The organism is Thauera mechernichensis (genome assembly GCF_029588855.1).
Lineage (GTDB): Bacteria > Pseudomonadota > Gammaproteobacteria > Burkholderiales > Rhodocyclaceae > Thauera > Thauera mechernichensis.
In genome coordinates this window covers 1-17,734 of sequence record NZ_JARQZE010000026.1, presented here as the reverse complement: position 1 = coordinate 17,734, position 17,734 = coordinate 1, and the positions used below count along the sequence as shown (strand labels likewise).

General features: G+C 67.6%; 16 protein-coding genes. 13 read left to right on the top strand and 3 right to left on the bottom strand.

Translation table 11 applies throughout. The features are described 5' to 3' along the window. Window positions 1–41 precede the first annotated feature (41 nt). Window positions 42–2,468, bottom strand: a complete 2,427-nt coding sequence (locus P7F68_RS18980) for an efflux RND transporter permease subunit (RefSeq protein ID WP_277835480.1) — start codon at window positions 2,466–2,468, stop codon at window positions 42–44. Next, window positions 2,468–3,484, bottom strand: a complete 1,017-nt coding sequence (locus P7F68_RS18975; RefSeq protein WP_277835478.1) for a WD40/YVTN/BNR-like repeat-containing protein — start codon at window positions 3,482–3,484, stop codon at window positions 2,468–2,470. The genes P7F68_RS18980 and P7F68_RS18975 overlap by 1 nt, the downstream gene beginning before the upstream one ends. A gap of 326 nt (window positions 3,485–3,810) precedes the next feature. Between P7F68_RS18975 and P7F68_RS18970 the strand changes: the two genes are divergently transcribed. From P7F68_RS18970 to P7F68_RS18925, 10 genes are all read left to right on the top strand, one after another. Beyond that, complete coding sequence (locus tag P7F68_RS18970; RefSeq protein WP_002925077.1) at window positions 3,811–5,034, top strand: acyl-CoA dehydrogenase family protein; 1,224 nt, start codon at window positions 3,811–3,813, stop codon at window positions 5,032–5,034. A 30-nt stretch (window positions 5,035–5,064) separates the two neighbouring features. Beyond that, a complete protein-coding gene (locus P7F68_RS18965; RefSeq protein WP_277835476.1) occupies window positions 5,065–6,108 on the top strand; it encodes a ferredoxin--NADP reductase in 1,044 nt (347 codons plus the stop codon). Between the two features lie 204 nt (window positions 6,109–6,312). Then, window positions 6,313–7,974: a DUF1302 domain-containing protein gene (locus P7F68_RS18960; protein WP_270069013.1), complete on the top strand. Its 1,662-nt coding sequence runs from the start codon at window positions 6,313–6,315 to the stop codon at window positions 7,972–7,974. 19 nt (window positions 7,975–7,993) lie between these two features. Beyond that, complete coding sequence (locus tag P7F68_RS18955) at window positions 7,994–9,379, top strand: DUF1329 domain-containing protein (protein WP_277835473.1); 1,386 nt, start codon at window positions 7,994–7,996, stop codon at window positions 9,377–9,379. A 234-nt stretch (window positions 9,380–9,613) separates the two neighbouring features. Beyond that, window positions 9,614–10,381: an SDR family NAD(P)-dependent oxidoreductase gene (locus P7F68_RS18950; protein ID WP_277835471.1), complete on the top strand. Its 768-nt coding sequence runs from the start codon at window positions 9,614–9,616 to the stop codon at window positions 10,379–10,381. A gap of 8 nt (window positions 10,382–10,389) precedes the next feature. Continuing rightward, window positions 10,390–11,472 (top strand): alkene reductase, encoded by a 1,083-nt coding sequence (locus tag P7F68_RS18945; RefSeq protein ID WP_277835469.1) that lies wholly within the window; start codon window positions 10,390–10,392, stop codon window positions 11,470–11,472. Further along, window positions 11,469–11,921 (top strand): MaoC/PaaZ C-terminal domain-containing protein, encoded by a 453-nt coding sequence (locus P7F68_RS18940; RefSeq protein WP_277835468.1) that lies wholly within the window; start codon window positions 11,469–11,471, stop codon window positions 11,919–11,921. The genes P7F68_RS18945 and P7F68_RS18940 overlap by 4 nt, the downstream gene beginning before the upstream one ends. A 39-nt stretch (window positions 11,922–11,960) precedes the next feature. Beyond that, window positions 11,961–12,710: an electron transfer flavoprotein subunit beta/FixA family protein gene (locus P7F68_RS18935; RefSeq protein ID WP_002944530.1), complete on the top strand. Its 750-nt coding sequence runs from the start codon at window positions 11,961–11,963 to the stop codon at window positions 12,708–12,710. Window positions 12,711–12,718: 8 nt separating this feature from the next. Beyond that, window positions 12,719–13,663 carry an electron transfer flavoprotein subunit alpha/FixB family protein gene (locus P7F68_RS18930; RefSeq protein WP_002944532.1) on the top strand — a complete coding sequence of 315 codons (945 nt, stop codon included), beginning with the start codon at window positions 12,719–12,721 and terminating at the stop codon, window positions 13,661–13,663. Window positions 13,664–13,701: 38 nt separating this feature from the next. After that, window positions 13,702–14,841 carry a helix-turn-helix transcriptional regulator gene (locus tag P7F68_RS18925; protein ID WP_002925061.1) on the top strand — a complete coding sequence of 380 codons (1,140 nt, stop codon included), beginning with the start codon at window positions 13,702–13,704 and terminating at the stop codon, window positions 14,839–14,841. Between the two features lie 21 nt (window positions 14,842–14,862). Here P7F68_RS18925 and P7F68_RS18920 read toward each other — a convergent pair whose 3' ends face one another. Continuing rightward, window positions 14,863–15,750, bottom strand: coding sequence for a cache domain-containing protein (locus P7F68_RS18920; RefSeq protein WP_277835465.1), 888 nt, complete (start codon window positions 15,748–15,750; stop codon window positions 14,863–14,865). A gap of 152 nt (window positions 15,751–15,902) precedes the next feature. Between P7F68_RS18920 and P7F68_RS18915 the strand changes: the two genes are divergently transcribed. The 3 genes from P7F68_RS18915 to P7F68_RS18905 all read left to right on the top strand — a co-directional run. Then, window positions 15,903–16,670 (top strand): SDR family oxidoreductase, encoded by a 768-nt coding sequence (locus P7F68_RS18915; protein WP_002944535.1) that lies wholly within the window; start codon window positions 15,903–15,905, stop codon window positions 16,668–16,670. Window positions 16,671–16,694: 24 nt separating this feature from the next. Next, entirely contained in the window at window positions 16,695–17,534 is an 840-nt protein-coding gene (locus P7F68_RS18910; protein ID WP_002925055.1) for an SDR family NAD(P)-dependent oxidoreductase, read from the top strand. Between the two features lie 61 nt (window positions 17,535–17,595). Further along, the coding region (locus tag P7F68_RS18905; protein WP_277832379.1) for an FAD-dependent oxidoreductase at window positions 17,596–17,734 on the top strand (139 nt) is incomplete at its 3' end.

Here is a 17,734-nt window from a genome sequence, read left to right as displayed (position 1 = left end):
AAGGGAGCGCTCCCTTGTGCCACCCCTGCGCTTGGGCGCTGTCAGCTTGCCTGCGGCGCGCTGCGCGGCCCCAGGGCCTGGCTGCCGCCGGCCGCGTCGGTCTTGCCGCGGCGGCCGATGTCGAGCCAGCATGCCAGCGCGGGCAGCAGGAACATCGCGCCCAGCGCGTTGACCAGGAACATGAAGGCGAGCAGCACGCCCATGTCGGCCTGGAACTTGAGCGCCGAGAACATCCAGGTACCCACGCCCACCGACATCGTCAGCGCCACGAAGATGGCCGCGGTGCCGCGTTGGCGCATGGCTTCGTAGAAGGCGTCGCGCAGCGTGGGGGCGCCGTTGTCGAGTTCGTACTTGAGGCGCTCGTAGATGTAGATGCCGTAGTCCACCCCGGCGCCCACGCCCAGCGTGATCACCGGCAGCGTCGCCACCTTGAGGCCGATGCCGAGGGTCGCCATCAGCGCGTTGCACAGGATGCTCACCAGCAGCAGCGGCACGATGATGCACAGCACCGCGCGGATCGAGCGGAAGGTGAGCAGACAGATCAGGATGATGGCGCCGTAGATCGAGGCCAGCATCTGCACCTGGGCGCGGTCGACCGCCTCGTTGGTGGCAACAGCCACGCCGGCATTGCCCCCGGCGAGGCGGAAGCGCAGGTTGGGCGTGCTGTCCTCGGCGATGAAGCGGAGCACCTCGTCGGTGACGGTGCGCAGCGTCACGGCTTCATGGTCGGTCAGGTAAACCACCAGATGGATGGTCTGGCAACCGGCCGTGTTGAGGCCTTGCTCGGGGCTGGCGGCACGGGCGCCGGTGCGCAGCGCCGCTTCCGAGCGCTGCAGTGCGGCCCAGCGCGGGTTGGCCTCGTTGTTGCCGGAGGCAAAGATCTTGGCGCGGCGGGCAACCGTTTCCACCGACTGCACGCCCTCGACGCCGCGCATGCGCAGGTCGAAGCGCTCGACGGCATTCATGACCTCCCAGTTGAGGCAGGCCTCTTCGAAGCCTTCGGTTTCGACGAACACCGACAGCACATCCATGCCGATGGAGTAGCTCGAGAGGATCTGCGCGTTGTCCAGGTTGTAGCGCGAGTCCTCATGGAGCTCGGGCACGCCGGCGCCGATATCGCCGGTCTGCACCTGGCGAGCCATGTGCGTGCCGCCCGCCAGCAGCACCAGCATCACCGCAAAGCTGGCCAGTGCGGGGCGCGGCTGGGCCAGTGCCGACAGCGTCCACCAGAACTTGTGGCGGCTGTGGTCGCTGTGGGTATCGGCGATCGGGTGCGCCAGCGCGAAGCGTTCGAGCTTGAGGTGGGAGAGGACGATGGGCAGGAAGATCAGGTTGGTCAGCAGCATCAGGACCACGCCCAGGCAGGCGGTAACCCCGAGCTCGTGCAGGATGGGGATGTCGATCAGCATCATCACCATGAAGCCGAGCGCGGTGGTGACCAGCGCCATCGAGCCGGGAATCACCAGCTTGCGGAAAGCGTGTTCCGCCGCCTCGGACGAGTTGTGCCCCTTGAGCAGTTCCTGCTCCCAGCCGTTGGTCATCTGGATGGCGTGCGAGACCGCGATCGAGAAGATCAGGAAGGGCACCAGCACCGACATCGGGTCGATGCCGTAGCCCAGCGGCGGCAGCAGGCCGAGCAGCCACACCACCGGCATCAGCGCGATCACCAGCACGGTCACGACGAGCTTGGCCGAGCGCGAGTAGGCGCCGAGCAGGAAGGCGGTGATCAGGAAGGCGATGCCGAAGAAGGCGAGCACGGTGAACAGGCCGTCCATGACGTCGCCGATGACCTTGGCGAAGCCGACGATGTTGAGCTCGATGTCGGGGTTGGCGCTCTCGAAGCGGGCGCGGATGGCCTCCAGCTTGGCGGCGACGTCGGCGTAGTCGAGGCGCTCGCCGGTCTCGGGGCTGAACTCGAGCAGGTCGGCGCGGACCAGCGCGGCGCGCAGGTCGTTGGCGACCAGGCGGCCGATCTCGCCGGACTTGGCGACGTTGTTGCGCACCTGGGCGAGGCTGGCCGCGTCGGCCTCGAAGCGGGCGGGGATGACCACGTCGCCGGTGAAGCCTTCCTCGGTGACCTCGATGTAGCGCACGTTGGGCGTAAACAGCGAGCGCACGCTGGCGCGGTTGACGCCCGGCGTGAAGAAGACCTCGTCGGTTACCTCGCGCAGGGTCTTCATGAACTCGGCGTTGTAGATGTCGCCCTCGCCCTTCCAGCGCACGCTGACCATGATGCGGTTGGCGCCGGAGAAGGTGTCCGAATACTGCAGGAAGGCGGACATGAACTCGTGCTTGTGCGGGATCAGCTTGTTGAAGCCGGGGTCCAGACGCAGGTTGGTCGCCGAATAGGCCAGCGCCAGGGTGAGGCCGATGAAGAGTAGCCCCAGCGCCTTGCGCCAGCGGATGATCATGAGGGCGGCGACGTCGATCATCCCGTCGAGTCGGCTGCGGGTTGCGGTGTCGCTCATCAGGATTCTCCGCTTTCGGTCTTGCTGAGGTTGAGGTTGGAGCCGGGCGCCGGGGTCGAGGCGGTGAGCTGGCGGATCTCCAGGCCTTCGTCGCTGGTCATGACGGCCTGGCCGTCGGGCAGCAATGCGATGTCGGTGAGGTTGCCCTGCGGGATACGGTAGTTGACGCTGAAATTGCGCCCCTGGTCGGTGCTGGCCAGCACCAGACCGCCCTGGCCGACCAGCAGCAGGGTGCCATCGGCGGTAAGCGCATGGCTGTAGACCGAGATCGGTGCGGGCAGCCGGGCTTCCTGCCAGGTTGCGCCGTCGTCCTCGCTGTGGAAGACGTGGCCGCGCATGCCGTAGCTCACCCAGGTGCTGCCGCCCAGGTGCAGGGCGCCGTAGAGCGAGCCGTTGTAGAAGGGCTCGACGACCTCCCAGCTCCGTGCGCCGTCGAGCGAGCGCAGCAGGGTGCCGGCCTCGCCCACGATCAGCCATTTGCCTGCGTCTGCGGAGGAGACGATGGTGTTGAGATGCCAGTCGGTGAGGCCGTCGATGACTTCCTCTGCCCAGCTGTCGCCGCCGTCGGTCGAGCGCAGCACGCGGCCGAAGGCGCCAACCACCAGCCAGTCTCCGGAAGGCAGGCGGGCGGCGTCCATCAGCGGCTCACCATTGCTGGCGTCGAAGTTGACTTCGGTCCAGGTCCGGCCGCCGTCGCGGGTGCGCAGGATCCAGCCCTCGTGGCCGAGCGCGAGGCCTTCGTCCGCGCTGGCAAAGCTCAGGCGCGTGATCAGGGCCTGGCGGTTGACCGAGCGCTGGGCCGGCTGCCAGCTCTGCCCTTGATCGGTGGACAGCAGGATGTGGCCGAGCTCGCCGGCGACGATGAGGCCCGCCGAGGTCTGCTGGACACTGGTGAGCTGCATGTTGCCGACCGGTGTTGCGATGGCGGGCGGGGTGACGGCGGTGCGTGGCGAGAATGCATGGAAGCCCGCGGCGGCGACGATCAGGACCATGGCGAAGCCAACGGGTGCTCGCATGTAGGTGTCTCCTCTTCGATTCAGGGTGCGTCACCCGTAGTGGATGGCGCAGTGTGGGCAATGTTCGGCCCGCCCGGGTGCGGGGGCATCGTCCAAAAGGGTTATCGCGGAATACTGCGGCTGCAGCGCCTGGCGCCGCTTCGGCCTATCGCGGCGCAACATGGCGGAAACCCGCTTGCTGCGCGGCCTTGGTCTTTGCGCTCAGTCATTTACGTTAGTCCGTCCGGACGATGATGGGGCTTGCCGGCTATGGAAAATTCCGTCCATCGCAACACGTGACGCACCTTGAACCACCAGCCTGGTGGTCGATCTCGGAGGATACGAAGATGGGCGCAGTTGGCAAGGATCACATTCTCGGCATTCTGGCCGAAGACTACATGACGCCGGAAGCGGTCGAGCTGGTGGAGCGTGCGCGCGCCATGGCGCCGCGGTTGGCCGAGCGCGCCCGTGCCGCCGAGGCGGAGGGCATGGTGCCGGTCGAGACCGTGCAGGAGATGAAGGAGGCGGGCCTCTTCCGCGTCCTGCAGCCGCGGCGCTTCGGCGGCTACGAGCTCGACCCGCGGGTGTTCTACCGCGTGCAGATGGCGCTCGCCGAGGGCTGCATGTCCACCGCCTGGATCTACGGCGTGATCGGCGTGCACAACTGGCAGCTGCCGCTCTTCCCCGAGCAGGCGCAGCAGGACGTGTGGGCGAAGGACACCGGCGTGCTGATTGCGTCGACCTACATGCCCACCGGCAAGGCCGAGGCGGTCGACGGTGGCTACCGTTTCTCGGGACGCTGGGGCTTTTCGAGCGGCGTGGAGCACTGCGAATGGATCTTCCTCGGCGGCCTGCTGCCGAAGAAGGACGGTTCCGGCGCGCTGGAGCACGCTACCTTCCTGCTGCCGAAGGCCGATTTCCGCGTCGAGAAGAACTGGGACGTACTCGGTCTGCGCGCGACCGGCAGTCACGACATCGTGGTCGATGGCTGCTTCGTGCCCGAGCACCGCACGCACCGCACCAACGACCATAGCGACGCCGGCTGCCCCGGGCGTCAGACCAACCCTGGCTGGATCTACAAGATCCCCTTCACCCAGGTCTTCCAGCGTGCGGTGTCGTCGGCCTGCATCGGCGCGCTCGACGGTGCGATCGCGAGTTTCCGCGAGCGGGCTGCGGCTCACGTGGGCAAGCACGGCGCGAAGACCGCCGAGGACGTCAATGCCCAGCAGGCGGTGTCGGAGGCGATGATGACCACCGATCAGCTCAAGCTGGTGCTGTTCCGCAACTACGCGCGCATCGTCGAATGCGCCAAGACCGGCGAGCGCATGCCGGTGGAGGAGCGCCTGATGCAGCGCGCCCAGGCCTCGCAGGTGCCCAAGCAGTGCGCCGCGGCGGCCAGCGAGCTGATGCGTGCGTGTGCGGCCTCCGGGACCTACAAGAGCAACCCGATCGAGCGCGTGTTCCGCGACATCCACCAGGCGCGCGGCCACATCGCCAACAACACCGACACCTATGCGCGTGCGCACGGTGCGGTGATGCTGGGTCTGCCCAACGCCGACCCCTACATCTGACGGTCCGCCGCGCACGGAAAAGGACGCAAGATGACAGCCCAGCGCTACCACCCCCTCAAGGTCCAGGCGGTTGTCGAGGAGACGCACGACGCGAAGTCGATCGTCTTCGCGGTGCCGCCCGAGCTGGCCGAGACCTTCAGGTACCGGCCCGGCCAGTTCCTGACCTTGCGCCTGCCGGTGCTGGGCCGTCATCTGCCGCGTTGCTACTCGATGTCGAGCGCGCCCACGCTGGACGAGACCTTGCGCGTGACGGTCAAGCGCGTGCAGGGCGGGCGCGGCTCGAACTGGGTGTGCGATCGCGTGCGACCGGGCGACACGCTCGAGGTGATGGCGCCGGCCGGCGTGTTCACGCCGGCCTCCCTGCAGGGCGATTTCCTGCTCTGCGCCGGCGGTAGCGGCATCACGCCGGTGTTCTCCATCCTGCGCTCGGCGCTGGCGCACGGCCAGGGCCGCATCGGCCTGCTCTATGCCAACCGCGACGAGCGCTCGGTGATCTTCCGCGAAGAACTCAACGCGCTTGCCGCCGCGCACCCGGCGCGGCTGCAGGTCGTGCACTGGCTCGATTCGGTGCAGGGCGTGCCGTCGGTGGCGCAGCTGGCCGAGCTGGCGCGGCCGTGGTCCCAGGGCGAGGCCTTCATCTGCGGCCCGGGCCTGTTCATGGACGCCATGGTGTCGGCGCTCGACAAAGCCGGCATGGCGGCCGAGCGCGTGCACGTCGAGCGCTTCGTGTCGCTGCCCGACGAAGAGGATGTCGCCGCCATCAATGCGGCGGCACCCGCACCGGCCGCGGCGGTCGAGCGCGCAACGGTCGAGCTCGAGCTCGATGGCGAGGTGCATGTGCTGGACGTGGCCGGCACCGAGACCCTGCTCGACGCCGCGCTCAAGGCCGGCATCAACGCGCCGCATTCCTGCCAGGCCGGCATGTGTGCATCGTGCATGTGCCAGGTGGTCGAGGGCGAGGTGCACCTGCGCCACAACGAGGTGCTCGATGCCAAGGATCTCGCCAAGCGCTGGACCCTGAGCTGCCAGGCGCTGCCCACCACCGAGCGACTGCGCGTGCGATTCCCGGGCTGAATCAGCAGCGTCGCCCGCTGCACGCCGCCCCGACTTACCCGATTCAACGGCTTCCGGGCCGGACGGTCGCCGTCTCCATCGGCTCGCTAGTCCGAATGGGTGATGCCTAGGGCATGACCCGCGGGCAGCCTTTGGCCTGCCCGGCGCGCTGCGTCGCGGCTTGCCTATCCACACGAAATAAAACTCGAAGAAAGGAGCAAGGGTATGAGACTTTCGGCACCTGCCCGCAAGGGTGCAGGGTCGCTGCGTGGCTTGGCGTTTCGGACGCTGCCGCTCGCGATCGCCTTCATCGGCAGCGGCGCCCATGCGGCGCAGACCATCTATCTGGGCGACGAGACCACGCTCGATTCGTCGCTGACGCTGTCCTACACGGCTTCAGCGCGAACGTCGCGTCCGGCCGCGGAGTACCTGAACGACCTCAACAGCGACGACGCCACGCGCAACTTCAAGCGCGGTGCGCTGGTTAACAACCGCGCCAGCGCCCTGGGCGAACTCCGCCTCAGGCATGACAACGTCGGCGCCATGTTGCGTGGCAACATCTTCTACGATGGCGTCTACCGCAGCAGCAACGACAATGACTCGCCGGACACGGTCAACAAGATCGGCCCTGCCAACCAGTTCGTGCGCAAGACGCGCGAACGCAGCGGCCAGGACGCGCAGCTGCTCGATGCCTTTGTTTACGGCAACTGGGTGGTCGGCAACGACCAGTACCTGTCGGTCAAGCTCGGCCGCCACGTCGTGGCCTGGGGCGAGAGCCTGTTCTGGCCCAACATCAGCCAGGGCCAGCTGCCGGTCGATGCGACCAAGTTCAACGTGCCGGGCACGGAGGCCAAGGAGTCCTACCTGCCGGTCGGACAGCTGTCGGCGAGCCTGACGCTGACCGATGCGCTCAGCCTGACCGGCTATTACCAGTACAAGTGGGAAGAGACCCGCCTCAACCCGGTCGGGGACTTCTTCGGCAGTGATGTCTTCGGGCCTGGGGCGGAGTTCCTGCGCCTTGCGCCAGGTGTGATCTCGAGCCTGCCCGACAACAGCTTTGCGGTGGCGAATTTCGCCGGCGAGATCAAGCCCAAGGATTCCGGACAGTGGGGCGTGGGCCTGCGTTACCAGCTCAGCGATGCGCTCGAGGTGGGGGTGTTCCACTACCGCTACCACGACCGCATTGGCGCGATGCTGTTCGACTTCACCGGCGATACGCAGTACTCGTCGTTCTCGCGTTTCGGTCGCGAGGCTTCGCCGGGCAGCACGCCCTACTACAAGCTGGCCTATTTCGACGACATCAGGCTGACGGGCATCAGCGTCAGCAGCAAGATCGGCGACTCGGTCCAGTTCGGTGGCGACCTGAGCTACCGCGACGGCGCGCCGGTCTATCTGGAGAACGGCTCGCCCGCACGCGGCAGCTACCTGCAGGGCAACGCCAACGCGCTCTACATCCTCGGGCCGAGCAAGCTCGCGCACCAGACCACGCTGATGGGCGAGATCGTGCATCAGCGCATCATGGGTGTGGATCCCCTGACCATCAGCATGGGGGGCGTCGCGGTCGATACCTCGTCGAAGTACGTCTACGACGGCCAGACGCGCGGTTCGACCCTGGTCGGCCTGGGCGCCATCTTCGACTACCCGAGCATCTTCAGCGGCTGGGACCTGAGCACGCGCGCGATCTGGACGCAGAACGTGCAAGGCAGCGCCTATTCGGGCATGGGGCGTGACGAGAAGCGCCTGACCCTGGGTGCGGACTTCAAGTACCTCGGCAACCTCGCGCTCGGCATCACCTGGGTGAACTACCTCGGCTCGCCCAGCGTGAAGCAGCAGCGCACGATGGCCGACCGCGACTACGTGTCCTTCAACGCGAAGTACACCTTCTGAACATCAGAGGCTCACGACAATGAACGTAACGATCAAGGGACTCCTCTTTACCGTCGCTGCGACCGCGCTGCTGCAGGCGCCCGATCTTCAGGCGCACGCCACGGCGGAGGAAATCGCCCGCCTTGGCAAGGACCTGACCTGCGTCGGCGCCGAGCGTGCGGGGAATGCCGACGGCAGCATCCCCGAGTGGAGCGGGAAGTGGCTGGGTGTGCCGCCGCATGTGGATTTCAAGGGCACGGGCAGCCACCCGATCGACCCCTATGCGGACGACAAGCCGCTCTTCGTCATCACCGCGGAGAACATGGCGCAGTATGCCGACCGCCTGTCGGACGGCCAGAAGGCGCTGTTCCAGAAATACCCGCAGACCTTCCGCATGCCGGTGTACCAGAGCCGGCGCGACTTCCGCTTCCCGGACGCAGTGTGCGACGTCACGCGCGAGAACGCCGCCAATGCGGAACTGGTGGATGGCGGGGAGGGCGTCATTGCGACCACCGGCGGCATCCTGTTCCCCTTCCCCAAGACGGGGCTCGAGCTGCTGTGGACCTCGTCGATCTTCACCTATCGGCCCTTTACCGAGGAGTTGATTTCCGACAACGCCTACGTGCTCGCCGACGGCAAGGTTAACTGGGGGCGGGTGAAGTCGCGCAACCTTGCGCCGCACCTGGAGCCGGGCAAGCGCACCAGCACCGCCGAGGGCCGGCAATCGTCCTACTACATGAACGAGACCCTGCTGCCCGAGCGCGACAAGGGCGAGATCAACACCGGCATGGAGTTCTGGAACCACAAGGCCGCGCCGCGCCAGAGCTGGCGCTACGACCCGGGCACCCGCCGTGTCCGCCAGTCGCCCGGCTATGGCTTCGACATGTCCTTCCCGGGCACGGGTGGCTCGATCACGGTGGATGAGGTGCGCCTCTTCAACGGCACGCCTGAGCGCTACGACTGGAAGATCGTCGGCAAGCGCGAGCTCTATATTCCCTACAACACCTACCGGCTGCATTCGCCGGATGTGAAGTACGCGGATTTGCTCAAGCCCGGCCACATCAACCCCGACTACATGCGCTACGAGCTGCATCGCGTGTGGGTGCTGGAGGGGACGCTCAAGGAAGGCTATCGCCACCTCTACGGCAAGCGCGTCATGTACGTCGATGAGGACAGCTGGCTGATGAAGATGGCCGAGAACTACGATGCCCGCGGCGGGCTGTGGCGTACTTCGATGATGAACTACTTCTACGCCTATGAAGCCAACACCTGGCAGGCAGGCGTGGGCCTCTACCACGATCTGCAGACCGGGACCTACCTGGCGTTCAACCTCGTCAACGAGCAGCGCAACGGCTACACGCTGAACACCGGCAAGCTCAGCGAGCGCGATTTCGGGCCCGAGGCCGCGCGGCGCGCAGGTCTCTGATCACGCGAGTGCAGCAGTGAGGGGCGGCGGGCGTTTTGCTCGCCGCCCCTCGTTCGTCAACGCACGCCTCCGGCCGCTCTCGTCCATTGTCGCTAGTCTCATCGGACGATGGCGTGGCGGGGGGCTTTTCCTACCCTTGGGCAACAGGCGGACGAAACGCGAGCCCGCCGATCGTCCGCAAGGGTCAAGCAGGTGCGCCGCAGCCGACGTGCGGCATCAGTGAGGAGAGATGACATGGCAGCTCGTATGCAGGGCAAGGTGGCGTTCGTGACCGGCGGCGGCAGCGGGATTGGTGCGGCGACGGCGTCGAGGCTTGCGCAGGAGGGCGCGACGGTGGTGGTGTGCGGCCGCCGCCGCGAGCCACTGGACGAGGTCGCGGCGGGGATCGTCGCAGCCGGCGGCAAGGGCGAGGCTGTAGTTGCCGACGTCAGCGACGAGGCGGGCTTCACCGCCGCCCTCGAAGCGGCGGCGCAGCGCCATGGCCGCCTCGACGTGCTGGTGAACAACGCCATGGCCTACACCTGGGGCAGCATCGAGGAGATGAGCACCGCCGACTGGCATGCGAACTTCGCGACCTCGGTCGATGGCACCTTCTGGGGCACGCGTACCGCGATGCGCCTGATGAAGGGCAAGGGCGGCGCGATCGTCAACGTATCGTCGATCTGCGGCCAGCTCGGCACGCCGTGGATGGCCGGGTACTCGGCGGCCAAGGCGGCGATCGACAACTTCTCGCGCGCCGCAGCCGCCGAGGGCGCGCCGCATGGCATCCGCGTCAACGTGGTGATCCCCGCGGTGGTCGAGACCCCGGCGACGGCCGGCATGCTGGCTGACGAGGCCTCGCGCAGGAACACCGAGAAGCTGATTCCGATGGGCCGGGTGGGGCAGCCGGAGGAGCTCGCCAACGCGATCCTGTTCCTCGCCAGCGACGAGGCGTCCTACATCACCGGGGCGAGCCTGCCGGTCGATGGCGGACGCTCGTCGGTGCTGGTGACCGCGCTGTGAGTGCCACCATGGCAGCGCTTTCCCGCCTTTTCAGCCCGGTGCGCCTGGGCGACCTCGAGCTCGCCAACCGCATCGTGATGGCGCCGATGACGCGCAACCGCGCCGACGCGCAGGGCGTGCCCGGCGAGCTGATGGTCGATTACTACGCCCAGCGCGCCGAGGCCGGCCTGATTGTCGCCGAGGGCACCTCGCCGAGCGCCGAGGGCCAGGCCTACTGCCGCCAGCCCGGGATCGCCACCGCCGCGCAGATCGCCGGCTGGCGCAAGGTGACCGACGCCGTGCATGCGCGCGGCGGATGCATCGTGCTGCAGGTCATGCACGGCGGCCGCATCGGCAGCCACCACATCAAGGGCGAGGGCGTGGCCACCGTCGCACCGTCGGCGATTCGCGCCGCGGGCGAAGTGTTCACCGATAGCGCCGGCATGCAGCCCTACGACACGCCGCACGCGCTGTCCACCGAAGAAGTGCACGCCGCGGTGGCCGAGCATGCGCAGGCCGCGATCAAGGCCCGCGAGGCCGGTTTCGACGGCGTCGAGCTGCACTGCACCAGCGGCTACCTGCCGATGCAGTTCATGTGCTCGGGCACCAACCAGCGCACCGACGCCTATGGCGGCAGCGTCGCCAATCGCGTGCGTTTCGTGGCCGAGTGCCTGCAGGCGATGGCCGCAGCCATCGGCGCCGGGCGCGTCGGTCTGCGCTTTCGCGTCGGCAACAGCTACAACGACATTCAGGACGAGGACACGGTCGCCACCCATGCCGAGCTGCTGCGCCAGGTGAAGGACATGGGCCTGGCCTACGCCCACGTGATGCGCGCCGAGTCGCCCGACGTCGATGCCTTCGCGCTCGCCCGCGCGGGCTTCGACGGCAGCCTGATCCTCAACGACGGCTTCGACGCCGCCTCGGCCGAGGCTGCGCTCGCGGCCGGGCAGGGCGAGGCCGTGTCCTTCGCGCGCGACTTCATCGGCAACCCCGATCTCGTTCGCCGTCTGCGCGAGGGCCTGCCGCTCGCCCGCTTCGACCGCAGGACGCTGTACACGCCGGGCGCTGCCGGCTATACCGATTACCCGGTCGCCGAAGGGGTGAGCGCATGATCTATTGGGAAGACGTCGAACTCGATGTGCCGCGTGAATCGTCCGAGCACTATGTGCTGAGCGCCGCCAACATCAAGGCCTTTGCGAGCGAGTGGGATCCGTTTCCGCCCCATGTGGATGAGGCAGCGGCGGCCAGGTCGCCGATCGGGCAGCTGTTTGCCGCGGGCGTGCATCTGCTGTCGATCACCATCCGCCTGAGTCATTCCATTCCCAGCGAGGAGACGGCGTCGATCGCCGGCCGTGGCTGGGAGAACCTGCGCTTCCATCGCCCGGGCGTGGCAGGCGACACGCTGCGAGTGCGCGTCACCCATGTCGAGCGCAGCCCCGCCAGCCGGCCGGAGCGGGGCATCCTGGTGTCGCGCTTCGAGTTGCTGAACCAGCGCGACGAGGTGGTGGTGAGCTTCAATGCCAATGTCGTCATGCTGCGCCGCGAGCCGCTTGCGGCCTGAGCGCGCGGGCGCAATCAAAAAGTGAGCAAGGAGAAAGACTTGAAGATCATTGTCCCGGTGAAGCGGGTCGTCGATTACAACGTGAAGGTACGGGTCAAGTCCGACCAGAGCGGAGTCGAGCTGACCGGCGTGAAGATGTCGATCAATCCCTTCGACGAGATCGCCGTCGAGGAGGCGGTACGCCTGCGCGAGGCGGGTGTCGCAACCGAGGTGGTCGCGGTGAGCTGCGGTAGCGGAGCAAGTCAGGAGACCCTGCGCAGTGCGCTGGCGATGGGTGCAGATCGCGCCATCCTGGTGGAGACGGACGCCGAGCTGCAGCCGCTGGCGGTCGCCAGGCTGCTGCAGGCGGTGGCCGGGCGCGAACAGCCGCAGATGGTGATCTGCGGCAAGCAGGCGATCGACGACGATGCCAACCAGACCGGGCAGATGCTTGCTGCGCTGATGGGCTGGCCGCAGGCCACCTTCGCCTCGAAGGTGGCGGTGGGTGAGGGTGTGGTGGCGGTCACGCGCGAGATCGATGGCGGCCTCGAGACGCTCGAGCTCAAGCTGCCGGCGGTGGTGACCGCAGACCTGCGCCTCAACGAGCCGCGCTACGCGACCCTGCCCAACATCATGAAGGCGAAGAAGAAGCCGCTCGAGGTGCTGCCGGCCGCTGAACTCGGCGTCGACATCACGCCGCGTCTGCGCCATGTGCGTCACGCGGAGCCCGCCGCGCGCAAGGGCGGCATCAAGGTCGCCGATGTGGCGGAACTGCTCAACAAGCTTCGCAACGAAGCGAAGGTGATCTGAGGCGAATGATGAAGACACTGGTCATTGCTGAACACGACAACGGCCGCCTGATTGCGGCGACCCTCAACACGGTGACGGCGGCGAGCCGTTTCGGTGGCGAGGTCGACGTCCTGGTTGCCGGCCACGGTTGTGCGGCGGTTGCCGCCGAGGCGGCAACGCTGGCGGGTGTGAGCGGGGTGCTGCTGGTCGAGGCTGCGCACTATGCCGAGCCGCTGGCGGAGAACCTCGCCGCGCTGGTGCAGCGCGTGGCGGGCGCGGGCGGCTACCGGGCCGTGCTTGCCCCGGCCACCAGTTTCGGCAAGAATCTCGCCCCTCGCGCGGCCGCACTGCTCGACGCGGCAGCGGTGTCCGACGTGGTGGCGATCGATGCGCCGGGCCGTTATCTGCGCCCCATCTACGCCGGGAACGTCATGGTAGCGGTCGAGTCTGACCAGGCGCTGGATGTGCTGACCGTGCGCACCACCGCCTTCGATCAGGCGACTGCCGGCGGCAGCGCGGTGGTGAGCACGCTCGAGGCGGGCCCGGACCTGGCGCTGTCGCGCGTCGTCGGCCGCGAATTGAGCAAGTCCGAGCGCCCCGAGCTGGCCGCAGCGGCGATCGTCGTCTCCGGTGGTCGGGGGCTGGGCAGCGGTGAGAATTATCACCGCGTGCTCGAACCCCTTGCTGATACGCTGGGCGCAGCGCTCGGTGCGTCGCGCGCGGCGGTCGATGCCGGTTTCGTTCCCAACGATTACCAGGTGGGCCAGACGGGCAAGATCGTGGCGCCGGGGCTCTACGTGGCGGTCGGGATCTCGGGTGCGATCCAGCACCTGGCAGGCATGAAGGATTCCAAGGTGATCGTGGCGATCAACAAGGATCCGGATGCGCCAATCTTCCAGGTCGCCGACTACGGCCTGGTTGCGGATCTTTTCGAGGCGGTGCCGGCCCTGACGTCCGGGATCGCACAGGCTTAGCGGCGCGTGCAGCGGCTGCGTCGATGAGGGATAGGGTTTTGGCCAACATTGATCTGGATCTCGCGGATTACGACCGCATCGTCTCGGCGCTCTACGACGCGTCGCTCGAGAGCCGTGGCTGGCCGAATGCGCTGGAGATGCTGCGTGCGCTGTTCCAGGCGAACTACGTCACCCTGATCCTGCGCAGCCCCGACGAGGGCAATCTGGGCCTCATGATCGCGGTCGGGGTCGAGGGCGGCGACCGGGTGACCTACCTGCCCTATGGCCACGACAGCACGCCCTTCGTCAATCAGCCGGTGGACAAGGTGTTCACCGTCGATGACCTGATGACCCAGGCTGAGTGGCGGCGCATGCCCTATTTCCAGCACTGGTGCGCGCCCAAGGATGTGTTCCATGTCATGGGTGCGGACATCTCGACGCCCGACGGTGGCAAGCTGCGCTTTCGTATCACGCGCGGCGAGGCGGCGCAGAACTTCGACGCGGTCGATCGTGCGCGCTGCGAGGCGCTGCTGCCGCATCTGCGCCGGGCGCTGCATGTGCACAACCTGCTCGATCGCAGCGAGTCGATGGGGGCGCTGTACTCCGATGCCATCGGCCGTTTGTCGGTCGGCACCATCGTGCTCGACGAGAGCGGCAAGGTGCTCGAGCAGAACCTGATCGCGCGCGAGCTGGTGGCTGCGAACGATGGCCTGAAGCTGGTCGGCGGGCGGCTCGAGGCCTCCTATCCGAGCGACAACCGCGAGTTGCAGCAGCTCATCCGCAATGCCTTTCTCCGCCACGCCGGCAGTCCGCCTACGCTGGCGCAGGCGATGTCGGTGTCGCGCCCCTCGGGGCAGGTCAGCCTGGGGATCGTGGTCGAGCCCGTGCCCTCGCAGGAGTGGGCCGAGGGCAAGGGCCACCCCGCGGCGATGGTGTATATCCGCGATGCGGCCGGAAAGTCGCTCGCCAGCACGGCGGCGGCCAAGCAGCTCTTCAACCTGACCCCGGCAGAGACTGCGCTCGCCATGGAGCTGGCCAACGGCCTGTCACTGGAAGAGGCTGCCGAGGCGCTCAACATCCGTCGCAACACGGCGCGCGCCCATCTGCGCTCGATCTTTTCCAAGACCGGCGTCAGGCGTCAGACCGAGCTGGTGCGCATCATGCTCAACAGCGTGGCCGCCTTGAGCCGTATCGCCTGAACCCGGCGCCTGGGCGCCGGTTCAGCGCGCAGGGCCGGTGAATGCGCCCGCGCCGAAGAGGTAGTTATCCACCCGGATGACGTGGCTGCGCTTGTGCTCGACCTTCTGCGTGAGCGGGTTGCGCCAGGTGTATTCGACTTCGCCCTCGCCCCGGTCGCGGGCGACATCGATCATTTCGCGGATGAAGCGCTTGCCGTTGGTGTCGGCCAGCTCGCCGCCCTTGCGGCCGACGAAGCGCGGGTGGCCGCCGTTGGCGTACACGATCTCGTCGTCGAGACCGATCACGAACACGTAGAGATCGTCCTGCACGAAGCCGCCGTTGAGGCTGTTGAAGCGGGCGAAGGCGGCGTCGCCCTGGGTCTTGTACTGGTGTACGGCACGCCACAGCAGCGACTTGGCCAGTTCCAGGCTGGCGAACGGGGTGTAGTAGCCGACCACGAGGATGCGCTCGCCGACCTTGCGGTAGGTGGCGATCTTGGGATCGTTGCGTCCCGTGCTCGGGTTGCGCCAGCGGTACTCGACGCGACCTGCGCCCTGCGCGCGGGCACCATCGAGGATCTCGCGCATGAAGCTGCGCCCCTCGCTGTCCTGCAGGTCGGTGACGTTGCGCCCGATCAGCGTGATCGAGCTTCCGCCGCTGGCAAGGAAGTTGCCCTGGGTGTCGATCGCGAACACGTAGAGTTCGCCTTCAACGAACTCCCCGGCGCGGCTGAAGCTGGCGAGCGCCTCATCGCCTTTGTCCACCAGGTGCCGTTCGGCGCGGTCGAGCAGGGCCTGTGCGCGCGAGCCGCTGTCGGCGGCTTGTTGTGCGCGCTGCGTTGTCGCGGCGCTTTCCGTTGCATGCACCGGCATCGGCGCTGTGGCGAGACCGATCATCAGGGCGAGGAGCAGATGCTGCGGCGGCTTCATGGCAAGCTTCCTGGAGGAACGGTCGATGAGCGCGATTCTAGAGCAGGCCGGGGGGCGAGGGCTTAGTCCGCGCGGACGATGCCGGGCCGTTGTTGCGCTGGTGATACTGCGGCATTGACATGTTCCCCCACCGGGGGTCGAGGGAGATTCACATGAGCGTCACTGTCGTTACCGGTTCCGCGTCGGGCATCGGCGCCGCGATCCGCGATCAACTCCTCGCCGCAGGCCAGCGCGTCATCGGCATCGACCGCCAGAACGCCGACATCGTCGCCGATCTGGCGTCCGCCGAGGGGCGCAAGGCCGCAGTGGATGCGGTGCTCGAGGCCTGCGGCGGCAAGCTCGACGGCCTGGTCTGTTGTGCAGGCCTGGGGCCGACCGCGCCGTCGAGCAGCCTGATCGTGAGCGTCAACTATTTCGGCATGAGCGAGCTGGTCGATGGCCTGGCGCCTGCGCTCGAGCGCGGCACCAAGCCTGCCGTGCTGCTGATCGGCTCGGTAGCCTCGGTGCACCAGGGCATGGACAAGCTGCCGATGGTCGGTGCCATGCTCGCCAATGACGAAGCGGGCGCGCGCACCCAGGCCGACGCGATGGCGATGCCGCAGGCCGCCTATGCGGGTTCGAAGTACGCGATCACGGTGTATGCGCGCAAGAAGGCCGTCGAGCTCGGCCCCAAGGGGATCCGGCTCAATGTCCTGGCTCCGGGCGCAGTGGAGACGCCGCTGCTCGACGCCTCGCGCGCCGACGCCCGCTATGGCGAGGCGATCCGCAACTTCGTGGCACCGATCGGACGCAACAGCGCGCCGGATGAGATCGCCAACGTGGCGTGCTTCCTGCAATCCGCGCAGGCCAGCTTCGTGCACGGCACCGTCGTCTTCGTCGATGGCGGCATGGATGCGATGACGCGCCCCGAGCGCTTCTGAACCCAGCGGAGACGGCGTCCGATCATGAGCAAGGTTGCATTCATTACCGGCGCGAGCCGGGGGATCGGGCGCGAGACCGCGCTCGCCTTCGCGCGTGCGGGCTACGACCTGGCGATCAGCGCGCGCACCCTGGAAGAGGGTGAGACACACGCGCATGCGTTGACCGATGCCGAGGGCCGTCCCCTTGCCGGCAGCCTGGCCTCGACCGCCGCTGCAGTGCGCGCGCTCGGGCGCGAGGTGCTGGTGCTGCGCATGGACCTGCTGGACGAGGCCTCGGTGCGTGGCGCAGCTGCAGCCGTACTCGCCCATTACGGGCAGGTCGACGTGCTGGTCAACAACGCCATCTATCAGGGCAGCGACCTCAACCTGCCCTTCATGGCGCTTGGGGGAGAGACCCTGCAACGGGTGTTCCAGGGCTACGTGATGGCGCCGGTCGTGCTCACCCAGTGCCTGCTGCCGGCGATGATCGCGCGCGGCGGCGGCACGGTGATCAATGTCACCTCCGGTGCCGGTGAGAGCGACCCGCCGGTGGCCGCCGGCAAGGGCGGCTGGGGGTATGCCTACGGGGCGGGCAAGGCGGCAGTGTCACGCCTGTCGGGGGTGCTTGCCGCGGAGTTCGGCGAGCAAGGCATCCGCGCGTTCACCATCAACCCCGGTGTGGTTACCACCGAAGCCCTGCGCGCCACGATTGGCGACAAAGGCGTGCTGGCAATGCGCAAGGGGGTGGCGCCACCGGAGGTGCCAGCCGCGGTGATGTGCTGGCTGGCGACGCAGCCGGAGGCTGACCGCTTCCAGCGCCGTACCGTGCAGGCGCAGGCGTTCGCGCTCGAACACGGTGTCGTGCCCGACTGGCGCAACGCATGACCGCGGGCCACCCGCGCCGGGTGCGACCGCTATTCTGTTTTACGAAGGGATCTTCATGAGCATCGAACGCGAGTCGATGGAATTCGACGTGCTGATCGTCGGCGGCGGCCCGGCCGGGCTGGCGGCAGCGATCCGCTTGAAACAGCTCGCCACGGCCAAGGGCCAGGAGCTGTCGGTGTGCCTGATCGAGAAGGCCGCCG